Origin of the sequence: Clostridium facile (assembly GCF_014297275.1) — a bacterium.
Lineage (GTDB): Bacteria > Bacillota > Clostridia > Oscillospirales > Ruminococcaceae > Massilioclostridium > Massilioclostridium facile.
In genome coordinates this window covers 1,406,992-1,425,081 of record NZ_JACOQK010000001.1, presented here as the reverse complement: position 1 = coordinate 1,425,081, position 18,090 = coordinate 1,406,992, and the positions used below count along the sequence as shown (strand labels likewise).

Below are 18,090 nucleotides of genomic sequence, written 5' to 3'. Positions count from 1 at the left end.
TTTTTCTATCGCTTTTTCATGGATCAGTGCTATAATAAACATAGCATACAAAATAATTTTTGATTATCTTCTTAATTCAAAAAGCTTGTGGATAGGTACAATTTATTTAATTATAATATAGTAATAATTTGTATTGAAATACCATTAAATCATTTATCACAACAAATCTTATTTTTGCCAAACCCATTGACTTACTCAATGGATTTGGCTATATGCCTTTGATAAAAATAGGAATATTTATATATCTTTGTAACACATATTAATGTATTTTGAAAAACAATTGGCTAGTATTGTTTAGCGGTTAGAAGCAAATAAAGAAGGATGTGTAACCTTGCGTCAGAAAATGAATCATAAATTAATTTTAAAGGCAGTGTTTTTAACTTTATTTTTAGTGGTTGCTGTTTTACTTACCATTTGGGCATTTCCAAAAGTAATGGAACTAAAAGACCCTGCCGTACGGGAAATGTACAAAAATGAAGTTGAAAATATGGGGATTTCCGGATGGTTTATCATGTTGGGAATCCAAGCGGCGCAGGTTGTGTTTGCTATTATTCCAGGGGAACCAGTAGAAGTACTATCTGGTTTGTTGTTTGGAGCGATCCCAGGATTGATTTTGTGTTTGTTGGGGATCTTTATTGGCACAGTAATTATTTATTACGTAGTAAAATTATTAGGCAGACCGTTTGTAGAGTTTTTTATTTCTCAAGAGAAAATGGACAAATTGAGTTTTCTTCATGACACTAAAAAATTAGGGCCTTTGGTTTTCCTATTGTTTTTTATCCCTGGTACACCAAAGGACTTGCTAACTTATATTGTACCGTTAACGAATTTAAAACCACTCCATTTTTTTCTCATTTCTACCTTTGCTCGTATTCCATCTATTATTACTTCCACTTATGCAGGAGCAGCTATTTATCAAGAAAACCTGTGGGGTTCCATCATTATGTTTGCTGTTGCTGGTGGTTTGGCTATAGTTGGGATTTTAATAAACAAAAAATTAATGGCTTATTTAGAAAAACGGAGAAAAAAACATCCACATAAAACAAAGGTATCTAAATAAGAAGATAATAGTCTTTTTTCACCCGCTTTGCGGGTGATTTTTTGTCTATTGTATCAATTTGATTAAGAAAGATGGAGAAGATTTTTATATTATTTTTTGAAAAAATTATTTTTGGCTGTGCTGATTATAACGTTGTAGGTTTTTATTCGTGATGGATAATATAATGGTTCTCCAAAAAGAAAACTTTTCGATATCCATACTATAAGGTATCCTCTGTAATTATAAATTGATATATTTATCTTTCTAAGGAGGATAAAATAAAACCCGGTTTATGCACCATGACATAAACCGGGTTTTTGTGTATGAATTTTTATTATGCTTCTTCTTTGATAAAAGGTTTGATTTCCTCAAAAAATGCGGAAGCGTCATCACTGCGGACTTCCACTCTAATTGGTTTTGATAAATCCAAACTAAAAATACCCATAATCGATTTTCCATCAATTGCGTATCTGCCAGATACCAAATCTACATCAAAATCATATTTGGATACTACGTTTACAAAAGTTTTTACGTCAGTTACAGTATTTAACATAATGGTTACTGATTGCATGTTGGTTACCTCCAAACATATTTACTTTATAAAATTACCATAATACAATATAACAGCAGTCAATTTTTAAGTCAACTATCTAATTGTAAAAAAAAATAAAATCAGCTATAATACTATCAGTAAACATAAATTATGGGTAGATTTTATGTGTTTTTCGATTATTTTTTCGAAGTATACCGCAGTAAATAGCAATATCCTATAGGATAATTGGTTTGGTTTTAAAATGATAGGCTATTTTTTCTATTAAATGTTAAAGGAATGATTATTTGAGAGTTGCTTTTTATACCTTAGGTTGCAAGGTCAACCAATACGAAACTGAAATTATGTCCGATTTATTTTATCAGAATGGCTATGATGTAGTCCACTGTGATGATGAAGCGGATGTATATGTTGTGAATTCTTGTACAGTTACATCTTCCGGAGATAAGAAGGCAAGGCAGGCATTGCGTCGGTTTAAACGGAACAATCCAGATGCTGTGGTAGTATTAACAGGATGTTTCCCTCAGGCTTTTCCGGATGTGGATCAACAAATACCGGAGGCAGATGTGATTACAGGTTCCTATAACCGAAGTAAAGTGGTAGAACTGGTACAGCGCTTTTTGGAAACAAGGGAGCGTGTCATTGAAATCACTCCACATCAACGGCAGGAACCATTTGAAAAAATGGCGGTGAAGAAATTCACGGAACGCACCAGAGCCTTTGTGAAAATTGAGGATGGGTGTGACCGTTATTGTAGCTATTGTATTATTCCAACTGCCCGAGGGCCAGTGCGCTCTAAAACGATGGAAGATTTAAAACAGGAATTGACTGACTTGGCAGCTAATGGTTATTTGGAAGTGGTGTTGGTAGGAATCAACCTTTCCTCCTATGGCCGTGACCTGGAAAATGTCCGTTTGCTGGACGCGATCCAATTGGCTTGTTCTATTCCAGGAATTGAGAGGGTCCGTTTGGGTTCTTTGGAACCGGAATTATTAACCGATGAAGATATCCATGAGATGGCGAAAATGGAAAAATTTTGCCCTCAGTTCCATTTATCCTTGCAAAGTGGGTGCGACGCTACCTTAAAACGGATGAACCGCCACTATGATACCAAAGAATATACTCGTATTGTGGAAGCTATCCGGAAAGCGTTTGACAACCCTTCGATTACAACGGATATTATGGTGGGGTTTGCGGGGGAAACCGATGAAGAATTTCAGCAATCTCTGGAATATGCTCGGTTTATCAAATTAGCGAAAGCTCATGTGTTCCCTTATTCGATCCGCCAAGGGACCAGGGCGGCGAAAATGCCTGATCAGGTATCGAATGCAGAAAAAGCAAGGCGTGCTGCTTTGATGGCAAAAGTAACAGGGGAAACCCGTTTGGAATTTTTAAAAACCCAGGTTGGAAAACAAGAATCCGTATTGGTAGAAACCTTCCACAATGGTATTATGGAAGGATATACAAAAAATTATACTCCAGTAAGAATAAATACGGATGAAAACTTGTGTGGGCAGATAAAATGTGTTAAAATTATAGATGTATTGGACGATAAATGTGTGGGGGAATTGATCGATTAACTCCACTGGTGGTCACAATAAAATAAAGGAGCGTATCTAATGTCAGTTTTTCGTATTTATGTTGAGAAAAAACCAGAATTTGCAGTAGAGGCAAAAAGTCTGCTTGGCGACTTAAAATCCGTTTTAGGGATGCCGGAACTGCAAGGTATCCGTGTTATCAACCGTTATGACGCGGATGAAATTTCGGAAGAAGTTTTTCACCAGGCAAAGGATATTATTTTTTCAGAACCCCAAGTAGATATTACTTATTCTGAACTGCCAGAGTTGCAAGCGGATGAAAAAGTATTCGCTACTGAGTATTTGCCAGGGCAGTTTGACCAGCGTGCGGATTCCTGCGAACAGTGTATCCAGATTTTCGCTCAAGGTGTGCGTCCTATTGTAAAATCCTCTAAAGTATATGTTGTAAAAGGTAACATCAGTGACGCGCAGCTAGATAAGATAAAACATTACATCATCAACCCAGTGGAAAGCCGCGAAGCAACCCTGGATTGTTATGAAACACTCAATATAAAATATGACCTGCCAAACGATGTGGCTGTATTAACGGATTTTAGAGCTTTGGATGAGCAAGGTTTGGCTGATTTTATCAGCAATTATGGTTTGGCAATGGATTTAGATGATATTAAATTCTGCCAGAAATATTTTTCGGAGACAGAACAGCGTGACCCTACTATTACCGAAATCCGCATGATTGATACCTATTGGTCTGATCATTGCCGCCATACTACCTTTTCTACGATTATTGACCAGGCTGATATTGAAAATCCTGTAATCCAGGAAACCTATGAGGATTACTTGAAAACAAGGGAAGAACTAGGTCGAAGCAATAAGCCAATCTGTTTGATGGATTTGGCAACCATTGCGGCGAAAAAACTGAAAAAAGAAGGCATTTTGGTTGATTTGGATGAATCTGAGGAAATCAATGCCTGTTCTGTAAAAATTAAAGTGGATGTAGATGGAGAACAGCAGGACTGGTTGCTGATGTTTAAAAATGAAACCCATAACCATCCAACTGAAATTGAACCATTTGGTGGCGCAGCTACCTGTTTGGGTGGTGCGATCCGTGACCCATTATCTGGACGTTCCTATGTTTATCAGGCAATGAGGGTAACTGGTGCAGCTGACCCATTGGTTCCATTTGACCAGACAATTGAAGGAAAACTGCCACAGCGTAAAATTGTTACAACCGCGGCTAATGGGTATAGTTCTTACGGGAACCAGATTGGTTTGGCAACTGGGCATGTCCATGAATTATATCATCCAGGCTATGTGGCAAAAAGGATGGAAATCGGTGCTGTTGTTGGTGCTGCTCCAGCGGAAAATGTCATCCGCTTGGTTCCATCCCCATCCGATGTTATTATTTTATTGGGTGGGAAAACCGGCCGTGATGGATGCGGTGGTGCGACAGGTTCCTCAAAATCCCACACAGCACATTCTTTGGAAAGCTGTGGGGCAGAAGTACAGAAGGGGAACGCTCCAGAAGAAAGAAAATTACAGCGCTTGTTCCGCAACCCAACCGTAACCCGCATGATCAAACGTTGTAACGACTTTGGTGCTGGTGGTGTGTCAGTTGCAATTGGGGAATTGGCTGACGGATTGCAGATTGATTTGGATGCTGTTCCAAAGAAATATGAAGGCTTGGATGGCACAGAGTTAGCAATTTCCGAATCCCAGGAAAGGATGGCCGTTGTGGTAGCTGCTTCTGATGTGGAAACGTTTATGGCGGAAGCAGAAAAAGAAAACCTGATGGCAACCAAAGTTGCGGTAGTAACAGAACAGCCACGTCTGAAAATGACCTGGAGAGGAAAACAGATTGTAGACCTTTCCCGTGAATTTTTAAACTCTAACGGTGCAGAAAAACACACCAATATCCAGATTGGAAAACACCAAGTAGCTCCTGTCCACAATAAACAGAATACAAAACAGGATTGGATTTCCCACTTGTCCGACTTGAATATTTGTTCCCAGAAAGGATTAGTGGAACGGTTTGACTCCACCATCGGCGCAGGGACTGTTTTGATGCCATATGGTGGAAAACGCCAAATGACCGAAACCCAGGCTATGGTGGCAAAGCTTCCTGTATTAGAAGGCAATACAAACACTGCTTCTATTATGGGATGGGGCTTTAACCCATATATCAGTTCTCAGGACCCTTATTACGGTGCTCAGTATGCGGTAATTGAATCTGTTGCGAAATCAATCGCGGTGGGTGGTTCTACAGAAAAATGCTGGCTGACTTTCCAGGAATACTTTGAGCGCACCCAAAACAATCCATCCCGTTGGGGAAAACCAATGGCAGCTTTACTGGGTGCTTATAAAGCACAGGTAAACCTGGGCTATGGCGCAATCGGTGGTAAAGACTCCATGAGCGGTACGTTTGAAGATATTGATGTTCCACCAACCCTGGTTTCCTTTGCAGTATCCGTTGCGGATTCAAATAAAGTGATCTCCCCTGAATTCAAACAAGCTGGTAATCAAGTTGCGATTGTACTGCCAACCTATGATGAACAGGGTAATCCAGATTATACTTCGATTAAAGATACTTTCAAAAAAGTAGAAAACTTGATTGCGGATGGCAGCGTCGTTTCCGCATGGGCTTTGGGCTTTGGCGGCGTAGCGGAAGCTGTTGTGAAAATGGGATTAGGGAACCAGCTTGGTTTCCAATTCACCAAAGAAATTGACAACAATCTGTTGTTTAATCCAGTATATGGTGGTTTTGTATTAGAATTATCCCGTCCAGTGGATGGTACTACTGTGATTGGTACCGTAACCGAAAAAGATGTTGTTGTATGTGGCGATGTGACTATTTCCATGGAAGAGTTGCAGCAGGCTTATGAACAGAAACTGGAATCTGTATTCCCAGCTTTAATTGAAACAAAACAGGAAAAAGTACAGCCAATTTCCTGTGCTGCAACAACCCGTCCAGCACCATCTATTAAAGTGGCGAAACCAAGAGTGCTGATCCCAGTATTCCCAGGGACAAACTGCGAATATGATACAGCACGTCAATTTGAGCAGGCTGGTGCGGAAGCCGAGGTGTTTGTCATCAACAATCTGAGCAGTCAGGGTATCCAGGAATCAGTAAAAACCTTTACGGAACACATTAAAAATTCTCAGATTATTATGATCCCAGGTGGGTTCTCCGGCGGTGACGAACCAGATGGTTCTGGTAAATTTATCACTTCTTTCTTCCGCAACCCATCCATTAAAGAAGAAGTTCACAACCTGTTGAAGAACCGCGATGGTTTGATGTTAGGTATTTGTAATGGGTTCCAGGCATTGGTAAAATTAGGATTGGTTCCTTATGGCGAAATTGTAGAGCCAAAAGAGGATTCTCCAACTTTAACCTTTAATACCATCGGCCGTCATCAATCCATGATGGTCCGCACAAGAATCGCTTCCAACAAATCCCCTTGGTTGGCATATACCAATGTGGATGATATCCACAGTATTGCGATTTCTCATGGAGAAGGTAGATTTATTGCGCCACAAAACCTTTTGGATGAAATGATCGCAAATGGTCAGGTTGCAACCCAGTATGTGGATTTGGAAGGCAATCCAACTTATGATATCCGGTTTAACCCAAATACTTCTGTACTGGCGATTGAAGGGATTACTTCTGCTGATGGTCGAGTATTTGGTAAAATGGGACACAGTGAACGTGTTGGTTCCAATGTATGTAAAAATGTACCAGGTGAAAAAGACCAAAAATTATTTAAAGCTGGCGTAGATTATTTTAAATAATAACAGGAAATAGAAATAAGCCGCTGTTGAATGGGGTTCCATTGACAGCGGCTTATTGTTGATTAGGGAAACCACCGGCTATGCCGGTGGAGGTGCCCCATAAAAAAGCTTTAGCTTCAAGCATCGAGCGAAGCGAGCTACTAACAAGCAATCTAGCAAGTTCATACAAGCTCGGAAAGAAGCATAAGTGCCCGTTTACGGGCGACAGAGCAGTAGATGCAAGAGAAAGAATATTCAGTGCGTCTTTAAATGCCCGCCAATAAAATGCTCTTCTAGGGCTTAATCAAGCCTCCGGCTTTGCCGGAGGTCATGACTGCCTGCTGGATTGAAATAAGATTCCTGATTTATCATAGATAGAGAAAAACTTTCGGAAATGATACAATATATCAGGTCATAGGTAGAAAATTTTTTGTCAGAGCTTTTGATTCTTTTCCTGATTGCGGGAAGGATTTCATTTCTTTACAGGTTGTGAGATATCTATTGTTATATCAGGCAAAATTCCTTGAATCAATTATGTAAGCTATGGGATATGGTTAACCTTTTGTGATACTGTGGTAGCATGCTGTCAGTAATTCTACATGTTCCATTTCATCTAAAATAATCCGTTGTAGGTTTTCTACCACATTGGAATCTTTAATTCGTTCTGACTGCCGTTGATATTTTTCAATCGCTTGTTTTTCAGACTGGATAGCGTTTTTCAGCAACTGCGGCAATTCTAAACTATAGGTATTGTAGGATGGGGACCAATAATGCCTTCCATTGGGTTTACTGCTCCATAGCCTTGGATTCCCACCCAAGGCACATGCTAATTTACCGAATATCTCCAGGTGTCGCATTTCTGTAACACTGATTTTATGAAATAGTTCCGCTACTTCTGGAAATTTTTCAGTAATCAGATGGTTGTAAAAGTAAAGGCTGACTGCTGACATTTCGGAAACCCTTCCGCCCATATTATCCAGCATTGCCTGGGCATATGATTTATTTTGTTTTGTTATCCGTATTGGTGGATAAGGCAATTGTGTAGCTTGACCATGTCGCTCCATGTGATCTTCCTCCTTACTGCTGTTTCTCTAGTTATATGAATGTGAAATGCAAAATAGAAGAATATTTTCCACAATTTCTACTACTATTTTTATTTTTATTACCATATACATAAATGGAATCGTTGTACAAGAATTTGCAAGATTGAGGTGGAAATCATGACAATCACAAAGCGGATTTTATCTGGAATATTGGCGTTAGGCATTTTTTGTTCTGTTTTTGGTATTCCTGTATTGGCGGATGGAGTGGAGGAAGATGTTGTTGCGGCACAGTCTATAGGGGACATTCCCGCAAAATCCTATGTTTTAATGGAAGCATCCAGCGGAAAAGTTTTAATGGAACAAAATGCGGATGAACAGATGCCACCGGCTTCTATTACCAAAATTATGGTGATGTTATTGTTAATGGAGCGGTTAGAGCAGGGAACTATCCACATGGAGGACATGGTGACAACCAGTGAACATGCTAATTCCATGGGAGGGACACAGATTTGGCTGGAAGTAGGAGAAACGATGAGTGTTCATGATTTGCTGAAAGCGACTGCTGTAAATTCCGCCAATGATGCGGCTGTGGCATTGGCAGAATATATGGGTGGAACAGAAGAAGCATTTGTAGAACAGATGAACCAACGCGCGAAAGAACTAGGGATGAATAATACTACTTTTCAAAATGCAACCGGATTGGATGCCGATGGACATCTATCCACTGCCAGAGATGTGGCGATTATGTCCGCTGAACTCATCAAACATGAAAAGATTAAGGAATACAGTTCTATCTGGATGGACAGTTTACGGGATGGAAAAACAGGGCTAACCAATACCAATAAACTGGTGCGGTATTATGAAGGATGTAATGGGTTAAAAACGGGAACAACCGATGGAGCAGGTTCCTGTTTGTCCGCAACCGCTACTAGAAATGGTATGACTTTGATTGCAGTTACTATGGGATCAGCTACCTCAAAGGAACGGTTTAAATCTGCTAGTACGCTGCTGGATTATGGGTTTGCGTCTTATGAAGTCTATACCCCTGATTTAAGTCAGCAGGAAATTCCAGAAATTCCTGTGTCCAATGGTCAGCAATCCGTTGTGGAAATAGAATTACCCTCTACGGTATCTATGGTGATATCAAAAGGAGATCAAGCCAATATTACTTCTGAAGTGACTATAATAGAAGGTCTGCAGGCACCGGTACAGCAGGGTCAGGAAGTTGGAAAAATCATCTACTATTTAAACAGTGATGTGTTGGCGGAATATCCAATTTACGCGAAAAACCAAATCAACCAATTGGACTTTCCATTTGTTTTTCTAAAACTACTATTAAAGCTCATTTCATAGTGGTAGTTAGCAGGCAATTATAGTAAATATTTGCCTGCTTTTTTGTATTGTTCACAAACCCATAAAAATACCATCAGTTTGTTTTCACAAACATATGATATCCTATCAATTAATCTATTATTTTTCATAAACCTGAATAGAGGACTGAAAAAGTACAAAATCTTCTGTAAAATAGAAAATAGAATCTGTTAGGATTTCATAAAATTATTGCGTTATTTTTTATGAAAATAATTAAAATTATTGGATTTTATACTTGATTTTTTGGGGAATTTATAGTAAAATAGAAGCAACAACCAAACATGAATCAAGAAATAGAGGTGCAAAAGAATGGCCTTAACATTAAACACAAAACATGTGAAAAATTTTATTGCTGATCATGAATTGGCTGGAATGATTCCACAGCTCCAGGCAGCGCATGATACGCTGAAAAATAAGACCGGTCTTGGTAACGACTTTTTAGGCTGGGTTGATTTACCGGTGGATTATGATAAAGAGGAATTTGACCGGATTTTGGCAGCAGCGGAAAAAATCAAACAGGATTCTGATGTATTGATTGTCATCGGCATAGGGGGGTCCTATTTGGGGGCACGTGCCGCAATTGAGTTTTTAAAATCACCTTTTTATAATAACTTGAAAAAAGATACACCTGATATTTATTTTGTAGGGAATAATATCAGCCCTACCTACTTAAACGAGGTTTTGTCCATTTGTGAAGGAAGGGATGTTTCTGTAAACATCATTTCCAAATCTGGAACAACAACCGAACCTGCGCTGGCGTTCCGTATTTTCAAAAAATATCTGGAAGATAAATATGGCGTGGAAGAGGCAAAAAAACGCATTTATGCTACCACAGATAAGGCAAGGGGTAAATTAAAAGAATTATCCGATGCTCAAGGCTATGAAGAATTTGTAGTACCAGATGATGTGGGCGGACGTTTTTCCGTATTGACTGCAGTGGGTTTGCTCCCAATTGCTGTGGCAGGGGCGGATATTAAAGCCTTGATGGAAGGCGCGGCAAAAGCACGGGAAGATTATGCGGTATGTGATATTGAGAAAAACGACTGTTACCGTTACGCTGTACTGAGAAATATCCTTTACCGTAAAGGAAAAAGCGTGGAAATGCTAGTAAGCTATGATCCAGCGTTTACTATGATGGCAGAATGGTACAAACAGCTGTATGGTGAAAGTGAAGGCAAAGACCACAAAGGAATTTTCCCAGCATCCGCAACCTTCTCCACAGATTTACACAGTTTAGGACAATTTATCCAGGATGGTTCACGGGTGATGTTTGAAACTGTTGTGGATATTAAGAAACCAAAACAGGATTTATTCATCGAAGAGGATGCTAGTAATTTTGACGGATTAAACTTCTTGGCAAATCAAAATATGAGTTTGGTAAACCGCAAAGCCTTTGAAGGGACTGTAATTGCCCACGAAGAAGGTGGCGTTCCAAACATTATTTTGGAAGTGCCTGAAATGAATGAACAGGAACTTGGCTATTTAATTTATTTCTTTGAAAAAGCATGTGCAATTTCCGGCTATATGTTGGGTATTAACCCATTTGACCAGCCTGGTGTAGAGGCTTACAAGAAAAACATGTTTGCCTTGTTAGGAAAACCAGGATATGAAGATATGCAGGAAGAATTGCTGAAAAAATTAGATTAATTTTTATTTAGCAGTTTTGTCTTTGTAACATGCGAAGAAATGTGTGGATGATGCCAAATCAGTTGGTTTCCCCCTCTTGGTTCTAATATGATACAAAGTACAAAACAAACTTTATCAACGCATAATTTTGGCACATCAGTGCTGTATTATAATAATATAAAAATGGGAGGAATCACCATGATTAAATTAATACTTGGCAAAAAGGGCTCCGGCAAAACAAAAATCTTATTGGAAGCTGTACGTGAATGTGTTTCAAAAACCGATGGCGATATCGTGTTTATTGACAACAGTGATCAGCATACATTTGAATTAGACCATAAAGTTCGTTTAGTGAACGCATTACATTATGATGTAACAAATATTCAAGCATTTAAAGGCTTTATTGCTGGTATTTTAGCTGGTAACTATGATATTACTGATATTTATGTGGATGCTATTTTAAGGATTGTAGGCAGGGATTATGACCTGTTAGGACAAATGTTGGATGAAATCGATAAGATTTGCACCGATGTAAATATTACCTTCACTGTATCTGCTGACCGTGCTGAACTGCCAGAATCCGTTACAAAATTTGCTTAATTTCAATTTGTAACATAACACAAGCTGTAAAAATAGTTCCCGTAGAGCAATAAGCTACGGGGCTATTTTTGTGTAAATATATTTCCCCATTTGATTCTGATTTTCAAATTATTTTGGTGATATGAAAAAATTTTTAAAAAAACTGTTGCAACTACTTGACAATTGAAGCGGTTTTTACTATACTATATTAGTATCGTTATGGGGTGACACTATGATTATTGATTTGAGACAACTGTTTGATGTAATTGGTGATCATAAAAGAATTGATTACAAATTAGATCTTTCTGAATATACGTTGGATCAAAACAAACCTTTTCCGCATCCAGTGCATGTTGTTGGCGAGATTACAAACCAGGTTGGGATTGTAACCTTACAAATGACAGTTAGCACACTTGCGAATTTTGTGTGTGACCGTTGCTTGGATGAATTTCAGGTTGATTACGAAGAAGAATTTGAACATATTATTGTTCGGAAACTGACGGGTCAAAATGATGATTACATTGTAGCGGAAAACGCACGTTTGGATTTGGACGAGCTTGTTTTAAATGACGTTGCGTTAAGCTTGCCAACCAAAATTTTATGTAAAGAAGATTGTAAAGGGTTATGTTGTAATTGTGGTGCGAACTTAAATATAACGGAATGTAAGTGTGGAGAGTTTCAGTAAGCCGATAAGGCCAAACATAGAAACATAGTACTGCAGCGAAGGAGGTGCTGTAAGATGGCGGTACCAAAGAGAAAAACCTCTAAAGCAAGACGTGATAAAAGACGTTCTAACGTGTGGAAACTGGATGCTCCTGCATTCTCCAAATGTCCACAATGTGGCGAGTTAAAAGCTCCTCACAAAGTATGTGGTAACTGTGGTTACTACAAAGGCGTTGAAGTAATTAAAAAAGAGGCATAAGCCTGAACAAGAGGGGTAGGGAAGATACACTTTCCCTACCTTTTCTTTTCGTATAATTCTGGTTCCGAAAAGAATAGTATTTTTAATTATTATTTTTATTGCAATAGGTTATAAACTCGGAATCAGGATAAAAGACCGGTTGAAAATCAAGATAGAGGGAGGTTTGGATTTTTATGAGCGTGACAATCAGTGGTATTACACCAAATAGTTATGCCAGCCGCGCAGGAATTCAGCCAGGGGAACAACTGATTTCGGTCAATGGTCATACCATTACTGATGTGCTGGATTACCGTTTTTACGCAACAGACCCGAAAGTGAAATTATTGATTCAAGCCAAAGATGGCACACAGCGCCTTGTAAAATTGAAGAACAACGAATATGATGATTTAGGGCTGGAATTTGAAACCTATTTGATGGACAAAAAACGCAGCTGTAAAAATAAATGTATCTTCTGTTTTATTGACCAGTTACCAAAAGGAATGAGAAAACCTCTCTATTTCAAAGATGACGACGATCGGTTAAGCTTTTTATTTGGCAATTATATTACCATGACAAATATCACGGAAGAAGAAATTGACCGTATTATCCGGCTGAAAATCAGCCCAATTAATGTTTCTGTCCATACCACGAATCCGGAACTCCGTGTAAAAATGATGGCAAATCCCCGTTCCGGCGAAGTTCTTCGTTATTTAAACAAGTTGGCGGATGCAGGTATTTCTTTAAATTGTCAGTTGGTATTGTGCCCAGGGATCAATGATGGCGATGAGTTAAAACGTTCTTTAACTGATTTGGAAAAATTGATTCCTGCATTGCAGAGTATTGCCTGTGTACCAGTGGGGTTGAGTGATTACCGTGACAAACTATATCCTCTTATTCCATATACACAACAGTCTGCGGCTCATACCATTGACTTAATTGAATCTTTTTCCAACCGATGGTTAGAGGAATACGGGGATCGGATTGTCTATCCTGCGGATGAATTCTTTTTAAAAGCAAAACGTCCTATTCCTCCGGCAGAATATTATGGCGCATTTGATCAGCTGGAAAACGGAATTGGAATGATTTCTTGTATGAAGCAGGAATTCTATGATGCTATACAGGATTTACAACCAAATGATCAGGAGATAAATTGTTCTATTGCTACTGGAATGGCTGCTTATCCTTTTATCAGCCACCTGGTTGACGAACTGAAACAAAAATGGCATAATTTAAACTGTAATGTATATGCTGTTAAAAACGACTGTTTTGGGCATCAAATTGTAGTAGCAGGGTTGATTACCGGTGGAGATTTAGTGAACCAATTGCAAGGGAAAGAGTTGGGTGATCGCCTGCTTTTGCCAAGCTGTATGCTGGATAATGATGATATCCATTTCTTGGATGATATGACGCCGGAGCAGATATCAGAAGCATTAAAGATTCCGGTGGAATTTATCAACAATGATGGTTATGATTTTATCAATAAGATCACTGGAGAATGTTTGTAAAGGAGTATTATTATGTCCATGCCGATTGTCGCAGTAGTGGGAAGGCCAAATGTAGGCAAATCCACACTGTTTAATAAATTGATTGGGCAACGTATGTCCATTGTAGATGACACCCCAGGTGTTACCAGGGACCGTATTTATTCGGAATGCGAATGGTTAAACAAAAAATTTTTGTTGGTTGATACTGGTGGTATTGAGCCAAATACAGATGATGTGATTTTATCTCAGATGCGTCGTCAGGCAGAGTTAGCAATTCAAAGTGCACAGGTGATTATTTTGGTGACAGACCTTCGGTGCGGTGTCACTGCTACTGACCAGGATGTTGCCAGTATGCTGTTAAAAAGTGGAAAACCAGTTGTACTCTGTGTGAACAAATGTGATTCTCTTGGGGAACCTCCTATGGAATTTTATGAGTTTTATAACTTGGGATTAGGAGAACCAATTCAAGTATCCGCTGCCCATGGTCATGGAACTGGAGATTTGTTGGATGCTGTGTTTGAGCATATGCCAGAAGATATGGAAGAAGATTATGAAGAGGATGTAATCAAAGTAGCGGTAGTGGGAAAACCAAACGCTGGAAAATCCTCTTTGATCAATAAAATTGCCGGGGAGGACCGGGTGATTGTTTCAGATATTGCTGGTACGACCCGGGATGCTGTGGATACTGTAATCGAAAATAAAGATGGAAAATTTGTGTTTATTGATACAGCAGGAATCCGGCGGAAATCCAAAGTATTGGATCAGATAGAAAAATATAGTGTATTACGGGCGCATATGGCAGTGGACCGTTCTGATGTATGTGTGATTATGATTGACGCAACCGTTGGGTTTACGGAACAGGACTCAAAAATTGCGGGATATGCCCATGAGCAGGGAAAAGGCTGTATCGTGGCCATCAATAAATGGGATGCGCTGGAGAAAGATACCCATACTATGAATGAGTTTACCAAAAAATTAAAGAATGATTTTAGTTTTATGTCCTATGTACCATTCATTTTTATTTCCGCTAAAACAGGGCAAAGGGTGCAGGATTTATTCGCTTTGATTCAAAATGTAGCATCACAGAATAGCATGAGGGTTTCCACTGGTATGTTAAACGATTTGTTGGCGTATTGTACTGCCCGTGTGCAGCCGCCTTCTGATAAGGGAAAACGTTTGAAAATTTATTATATGACCCAACCTTCCACAAAGCCACCAACCTTTGTTGCGTTTGTTAATCGGGCGGATTTATTCCATTTTTCTTATCAGCGTTATTTGGAAAACCAAATCCGTGAAACCTTTGGGTTGGTGGGGACACCAATCCGGTTTATAGTTCGTGAACGAGGAGATAAATAAAATATTATGGAAATGACCCCACTTTTTATCCTTTCAATTGTATTGTCTGCCATTGTTGCTTATTTCATTGGCAGCATTAATTTCGCCCTTGTTATTTCAAAAGTATTTTACCATAAAGATATCCGTGACTATGGGAGCGGGAACGCAGGTATGACTAATATGCTGCGTACTTTTGGAAAATTACCTGCTTTATTTACCTTAATTGGAGATTTGACCAAAGGAATGGTTGCTATCCTAATAGCAAGGCTGCTGTTTTGGTTAGTAGGCGGAGTCCCACAATTTGTTTTGGGTGGATACATTGCCGGATTATGTGCGTTTTTAGGGCATGTGTTTCCAATTTACTACGGCTTTAAAGGCGGAAAAGGGATTCTGGTAACTTCGGGGATTTTAATTATGATTGACCCGTTGACTTTTGGAATCATCTTCCTTATCTTTTTGATTGTATTTATTGGAACAAAAATTATTTCGATATCTTCTATTAGTGCGTCGATTGCTTACCCAATTGTAACTTGTGTTACCCGCATTATACAGGGTTATGATATTACAACAATTGTGTTACATACGGCGTTCTCTTTGGCGATTGGCGGACTGGTAGTGTATCTCCATCGTGGCAATATCAAGCGTTTGCTGGCAGGAGAAGAGCCAAAAATCGGTCAAAAAGGAAAGATGAAATAAATTTTCATAATAATGTTCAAACAGGTGAATTAAATGATGAAAAGGGGAGGTTTTTGTTATGGCAAAAATAGCTATTATCGGCGCAGGAGGTTTTGGAACTTCTTTGGCTGTTACTGCAGACCAGTGTGGGCATGATGTAACATTGTGGTCTGCGGTCCCCAGCGAAATTGAGGATATCCGCCAGCATGGGGAAAATAAAAGATTATTGCCAGGGATTCCGGTAAACCCACAGATTAATTTGACGACTGATATTCAGGATATTGCGGGAAGTGAATTCGTGATTTTTGCTGTTGCTTCTGTCTATATGCGGAGTGTGGCAAAAACCGTCGCCCCACAGGTAGGAAAAGATACAGTTTTAGTGAATGTTGCGAAAGGCTTTGAAGATGGTACCTTAAAACGTCTATCCCAGGTAATCTGCGAAGAAATTCCAAACCATGATTTTGTGGCATTGTCCGGACCTTCCCATGCAGAAGAAATTGCTAGAGGGGTGCCAACGACGATTGTGGCAGCTTCCACCAATATCCATGCGGCAGAATTGGTTCAGGATACTTTAACAACAAATACCCTGCGTATCTATGTCAATGAGGATATCATTGGAGTAGAGATTGGAGGAGCGTTGAAAAACATCATTGCCCTTTGCGCTGGTGTTTGTGATGGTTTGGATTTGGGAGATAATACAAAAGCCGCTTTGATGACCAGGGGAATTACAGAGATTTCCCGATTGGGGACAGCTTTAGGGGCAAAACCAGAGACCTTTGCGGGGTTATCTGGAATTGGCGACTTGATTGTTACCTGTACCAGTATGCACAGCCGTAACCGGCGGGCAGGTATCCTGATAGGGAAAGGATTATCCGCCAAGGAGGCAATTGAACGGGTAGGGATGACAGTGGAAGGCTATATTGCCACCAAAACCGGCCATGATTTGGCGAAAACATATCAGGTAGATATGCCGATTACAGAGGAACTCTACCAGGTATTGTACAAAGGAAAGAATACCCAGAAAGCTTTGAATGATTTAATGGGTCGCCCGACCAAACACGAAAGCGAAAAAATTTGGTTTGACAGCCATTCGATTTGACATTTATTGTTTTATATGCTATAATTTGTAGCTGTAATAACAAAAATGAAAAAAATACTTGCATTTTTAAACAAAATATGCTAATATAAATTCATTGTGTATGAATTTAAGGATAAGGCTAAGGAGGTGCGAATCCATGGCAAAATGCGATATCTGCGGAAAAGGTGTCACTTTCGGAATTAAGGTTTCCCACTCACACAGACGTTCAAACAGAACTTGGAAACCGAATGTAAAACGCGTAAAAGCTATAGTTGATGGTAAACCATGCCACATTTATGCTTGCACCCGTTGCTTGCGTTCTAATAAAGTTAACCGCGCAATCTAATGATTCAGTTTTTATTGATTGGCACTCTTCATCCATTGGAGGGTGCCAAATCTCTTTATGGGGTGTTTTTTCATGTTAACACAATCACAAGCATTGGAATATTTAATCCAGCTTCTAGCATTTGCTCTAGTATTGTTTACCTCCATTCCTGTCCATGAGGTTTCCCATGGGTTGGTCGCTTACTGGTTGGGGGATCCAACTGCCAAAAATGCCGGGCGTTTAACCTTAAACCCGTTTAAACATTTTGATTTGTTTGGTACAATTGCGCTGTTTTTGGTCCATGTTGGATGGGCGAAACCAGTGCCGATTGACCCAAGGTATTTTAAAAAACCAAAACGGGATATTGTGCTGGTTTCCCTTGCCGGGCCATTGTCCAACTTCATCTTGGCATTTTTTGCGATGATTGGTTATAAAATTTGTTTTTATGCTTATGCGGTAATGCCGGGCAGTATGGTATTGTATGTTTTACGCACAGTTTTTTATAGCGCAGTATTGATTAATATTACCTTAATGATCTTTAACCTGTTGCCTATTCCGCCAAATGATGGGTTTAAAATTTTAGGGGTATTCCTGCCACAACGCACCTATTTTACATTGCTTAAATATGAGCGTTATGGTATGATAATTATAGTTGTATTACTTTTGGTTGGAGCATTGCAGGGACCTCTTTCCTGGCTGCAAAGTGTCATTGCTAACCTGTTAATACACTTAACAGGATTTGTAGAAATTGTGTTACGGATATTGTTCAAGCTATAGACGG

General features: G+C 39.3%; 16 protein-coding genes. 14 read left to right on the top strand and 2 right to left on the bottom strand.

Annotation, left to right across the window (positions count from 1 at the left end; all coding sequences use genetic code 11):
- Positions 1 to 331: 331 nt before the first annotated feature.
- The gene (locus tag H8Z77_RS05925; protein ID WP_186996465.1) at positions 332 to 1,060 is read left to right on the top strand and encodes a TVP38/TMEM64 family protein; all 729 of its coding nucleotides are present in this window, start codon (positions 332 to 334) and stop codon (positions 1,058 to 1,060) included.
- A gap of 313 nt (positions 1,061 to 1,373) precedes the next feature.
- Here the strand turns inward: H8Z77_RS05925 and H8Z77_RS05920 are convergent, their stop codons facing one another.
- Positions 1,374 to 1,610 (bottom strand): HPr family phosphocarrier protein, encoded by a 237-nt coding sequence (locus H8Z77_RS05920; protein ID WP_069988364.1) that lies wholly within the window; start codon positions 1,608 to 1,610, stop codon positions 1,374 to 1,376.
- 266 nt (positions 1,611 to 1,876) lie between these two features.
- On the opposite strand from H8Z77_RS05920, the gene mtaB reads away from it, so the two are divergent.
- Complete coding sequence (mtaB, locus tag H8Z77_RS05915) at positions 1,877 to 3,169, top strand: tRNA (N(6)-L-threonylcarbamoyladenosine(37)-C(2))-methylthiotransferase MtaB (protein WP_186996464.1); 1,293 nt, start codon at positions 1,877 to 1,879, stop codon at positions 3,167 to 3,169.
- 39 nt (positions 3,170 to 3,208) lie between these two features.
- The gene (locus H8Z77_RS05910) at positions 3,209 to 6,913 is read left to right on the top strand and encodes a phosphoribosylformylglycinamidine synthase (RefSeq protein WP_186996463.1); all 3,705 of its coding nucleotides are present in this window, start codon (positions 3,209 to 3,211) and stop codon (positions 6,911 to 6,913) included.
- 533 nt (positions 6,914 to 7,446) lie between these two features.
- Here the strand turns inward: H8Z77_RS05910 and H8Z77_RS05905 are convergent.
- Positions 7,447 to 7,956, bottom strand: a complete 510-nt coding sequence (locus H8Z77_RS05905) for a ferritin-like domain-containing protein (RefSeq protein ID WP_186996462.1) — start codon at positions 7,954 to 7,956, stop codon at positions 7,447 to 7,449.
- 156 nt (positions 7,957 to 8,112) lie between these two features.
- Between H8Z77_RS05905 and H8Z77_RS05900 the strand changes: the two genes are divergently transcribed.
- The 11 genes from H8Z77_RS05900 to H8Z77_RS05850 all read left to right on the top strand — a co-directional run bounded on the left by H8Z77_RS05900 (position 8,113) and on the right by H8Z77_RS05850 (position 18,086).
- Positions 8,113 to 9,288 (top strand): D-alanyl-D-alanine carboxypeptidase family protein, encoded by a 1,176-nt coding sequence (locus H8Z77_RS05900; RefSeq protein ID WP_207725997.1) that lies wholly within the window; start codon positions 8,113 to 8,115, stop codon positions 9,286 to 9,288.
- 327 nt (positions 9,289 to 9,615) lie between these two features.
- Positions 9,616 to 10,953, top strand: coding sequence for a glucose-6-phosphate isomerase (locus H8Z77_RS05895; protein ID WP_186996461.1), 1,338 nt, complete (start codon positions 9,616 to 9,618; stop codon positions 10,951 to 10,953).
- A gap of 177 nt (positions 10,954 to 11,130) precedes the next feature.
- Positions 11,131 to 11,532 carry a hypothetical protein gene (locus tag H8Z77_RS05890; protein ID WP_069988370.1) on the top strand — a complete coding sequence of 134 codons (402 nt, stop codon included), beginning with the start codon at positions 11,131 to 11,133 and terminating at the stop codon, positions 11,530 to 11,532.
- 211 nt (positions 11,533 to 11,743) lie between these two features.
- Positions 11,744 to 12,196 (top strand): YceD family protein, encoded by a 453-nt coding sequence (locus tag H8Z77_RS05885; protein WP_069988371.1) that lies wholly within the window; start codon positions 11,744 to 11,746, stop codon positions 12,194 to 12,196.
- Positions 12,197 to 12,250: 54 nt separating this feature from the next.
- On the top strand, positions 12,251 to 12,433 hold the full coding sequence (rpmF, locus tag H8Z77_RS05880) for a 50S ribosomal protein L32 (RefSeq protein WP_069988372.1): 183 nt from the start codon (positions 12,251 to 12,253) through the stop codon (positions 12,431 to 12,433).
- 173 nt (positions 12,434 to 12,606) lie between these two features.
- On the top strand, positions 12,607 to 13,917 hold the full coding sequence (locus H8Z77_RS05875) for a DUF512 domain-containing protein (protein WP_186996460.1): 1,311 nt from the start codon (positions 12,607 to 12,609) through the stop codon (positions 13,915 to 13,917).
- A 12-nt stretch (positions 13,918 to 13,929) separates the two neighbouring features.
- On the top strand, positions 13,930 to 15,252 hold the full coding sequence (gene der / locus H8Z77_RS05870; protein ID WP_069988374.1) for a ribosome biogenesis GTPase Der: 1,323 nt from the start codon (positions 13,930 to 13,932) through the stop codon (positions 15,250 to 15,252).
- A gap of 6 nt (positions 15,253 to 15,258) precedes the next feature.
- Positions 15,259 to 15,927 (top strand): glycerol-3-phosphate 1-O-acyltransferase PlsY, encoded by a 669-nt coding sequence (gene plsY / locus H8Z77_RS05865; RefSeq protein WP_083256414.1) that lies wholly within the window; start codon positions 15,259 to 15,261, stop codon positions 15,925 to 15,927.
- Positions 15,928 to 15,985: 58 nt separating this feature from the next.
- Positions 15,986 to 17,005: an NAD(P)H-dependent glycerol-3-phosphate dehydrogenase gene (locus H8Z77_RS05860; RefSeq protein ID WP_069988375.1), complete on the top strand. Its 1,020-nt coding sequence runs from the start codon at positions 15,986 to 15,988 to the stop codon at positions 17,003 to 17,005.
- A gap of 136 nt (positions 17,006 to 17,141) precedes the next feature.
- A complete protein-coding gene (rpmB, locus tag H8Z77_RS05855) occupies positions 17,142 to 17,330 on the top strand; it encodes a 50S ribosomal protein L28 (RefSeq protein WP_069988376.1) in 189 nt (62 codons plus the stop codon).
- 72 nt (positions 17,331 to 17,402) lie between these two features.
- Positions 17,403 to 18,086 (top strand): site-2 protease family protein, encoded by a 684-nt coding sequence (locus H8Z77_RS05850; RefSeq protein ID WP_069988377.1) that lies wholly within the window; start codon positions 17,403 to 17,405, stop codon positions 18,084 to 18,086.
- Positions 18,087 to 18,090: the final 4 nt, after the last annotated feature.

Excerpts from the sequence above, each read along its gene's own strand:
- H8Z77_RS05885 (WP_069988371.1), top strand. The coding sequence starts at position 11,744 with ATGATTATTGATTTGAGACAACTGTTTGATGTAATTGGTGATCATAAA.
- H8Z77_RS05920 (WP_069988364.1), bottom strand. The coding sequence starts at position 1,610 with ATGCAATCAGTAACCATTATGTTAAATACTGTAACTGACGTAAAAACT.
- H8Z77_RS05895 (WP_186996461.1), top strand. The coding sequence starts at position 9,616 with ATGGCCTTAACATTAAACACAAAACATGTGAAAAATTTTATTGCTGAT.
- plsY (WP_083256414.1), top strand. The coding sequence starts at position 15,259 with ATGGAAATGACCCCACTTTTTATCCTTTCAATTGTATTGTCTGCCATT.
- rpmB (WP_069988376.1), top strand. The coding sequence starts at position 17,142 with ATGGCAAAATGCGATATCTGCGGAAAAGGTGTCACTTTCGGAATTAAG.
- der (WP_069988374.1), top strand. The coding sequence starts at position 13,930 with ATGTCCATGCCGATTGTCGCAGTAGTGGGAAGGCCAAATGTAGGCAAA.
- H8Z77_RS05875 (WP_186996460.1), top strand. The coding sequence starts at position 12,607 with ATGAGCGTGACAATCAGTGGTATTACACCAAATAGTTATGCCAGCCGC.
- rpmF (WP_069988372.1), top strand. The coding sequence starts at position 12,251 with ATGGCGGTACCAAAGAGAAAAACCTCTAAAGCAAGACGTGATAAAAGA.
- H8Z77_RS05850 (WP_069988377.1), top strand. The coding sequence starts at position 17,403 with ATGTTAACACAATCACAAGCATTGGAATATTTAATCCAGCTTCTAGCA.
- H8Z77_RS05910 (WP_186996463.1), top strand. The coding sequence starts at position 3,209 with ATGTCAGTTTTTCGTATTTATGTTGAGAAAAAACCAGAATTTGCAGTA.
- H8Z77_RS05890 (WP_069988370.1), top strand. The coding sequence starts at position 11,131 with ATGATTAAATTAATACTTGGCAAAAAGGGCTCCGGCAAAACAAAAATC.
- H8Z77_RS05900 (WP_207725997.1), top strand. The coding sequence starts at position 8,113 with ATGACAATCACAAAGCGGATTTTATCTGGAATATTGGCGTTAGGCATT.
- H8Z77_RS05860 (WP_069988375.1), top strand. The coding sequence starts at position 15,986 with ATGGCAAAAATAGCTATTATCGGCGCAGGAGGTTTTGGAACTTCTTTG.
- H8Z77_RS05905 (WP_186996462.1), bottom strand. The coding sequence starts at position 7,956 with ATGGAGCGACATGGTCAAGCTACACAATTGCCTTATCCACCAATACGG.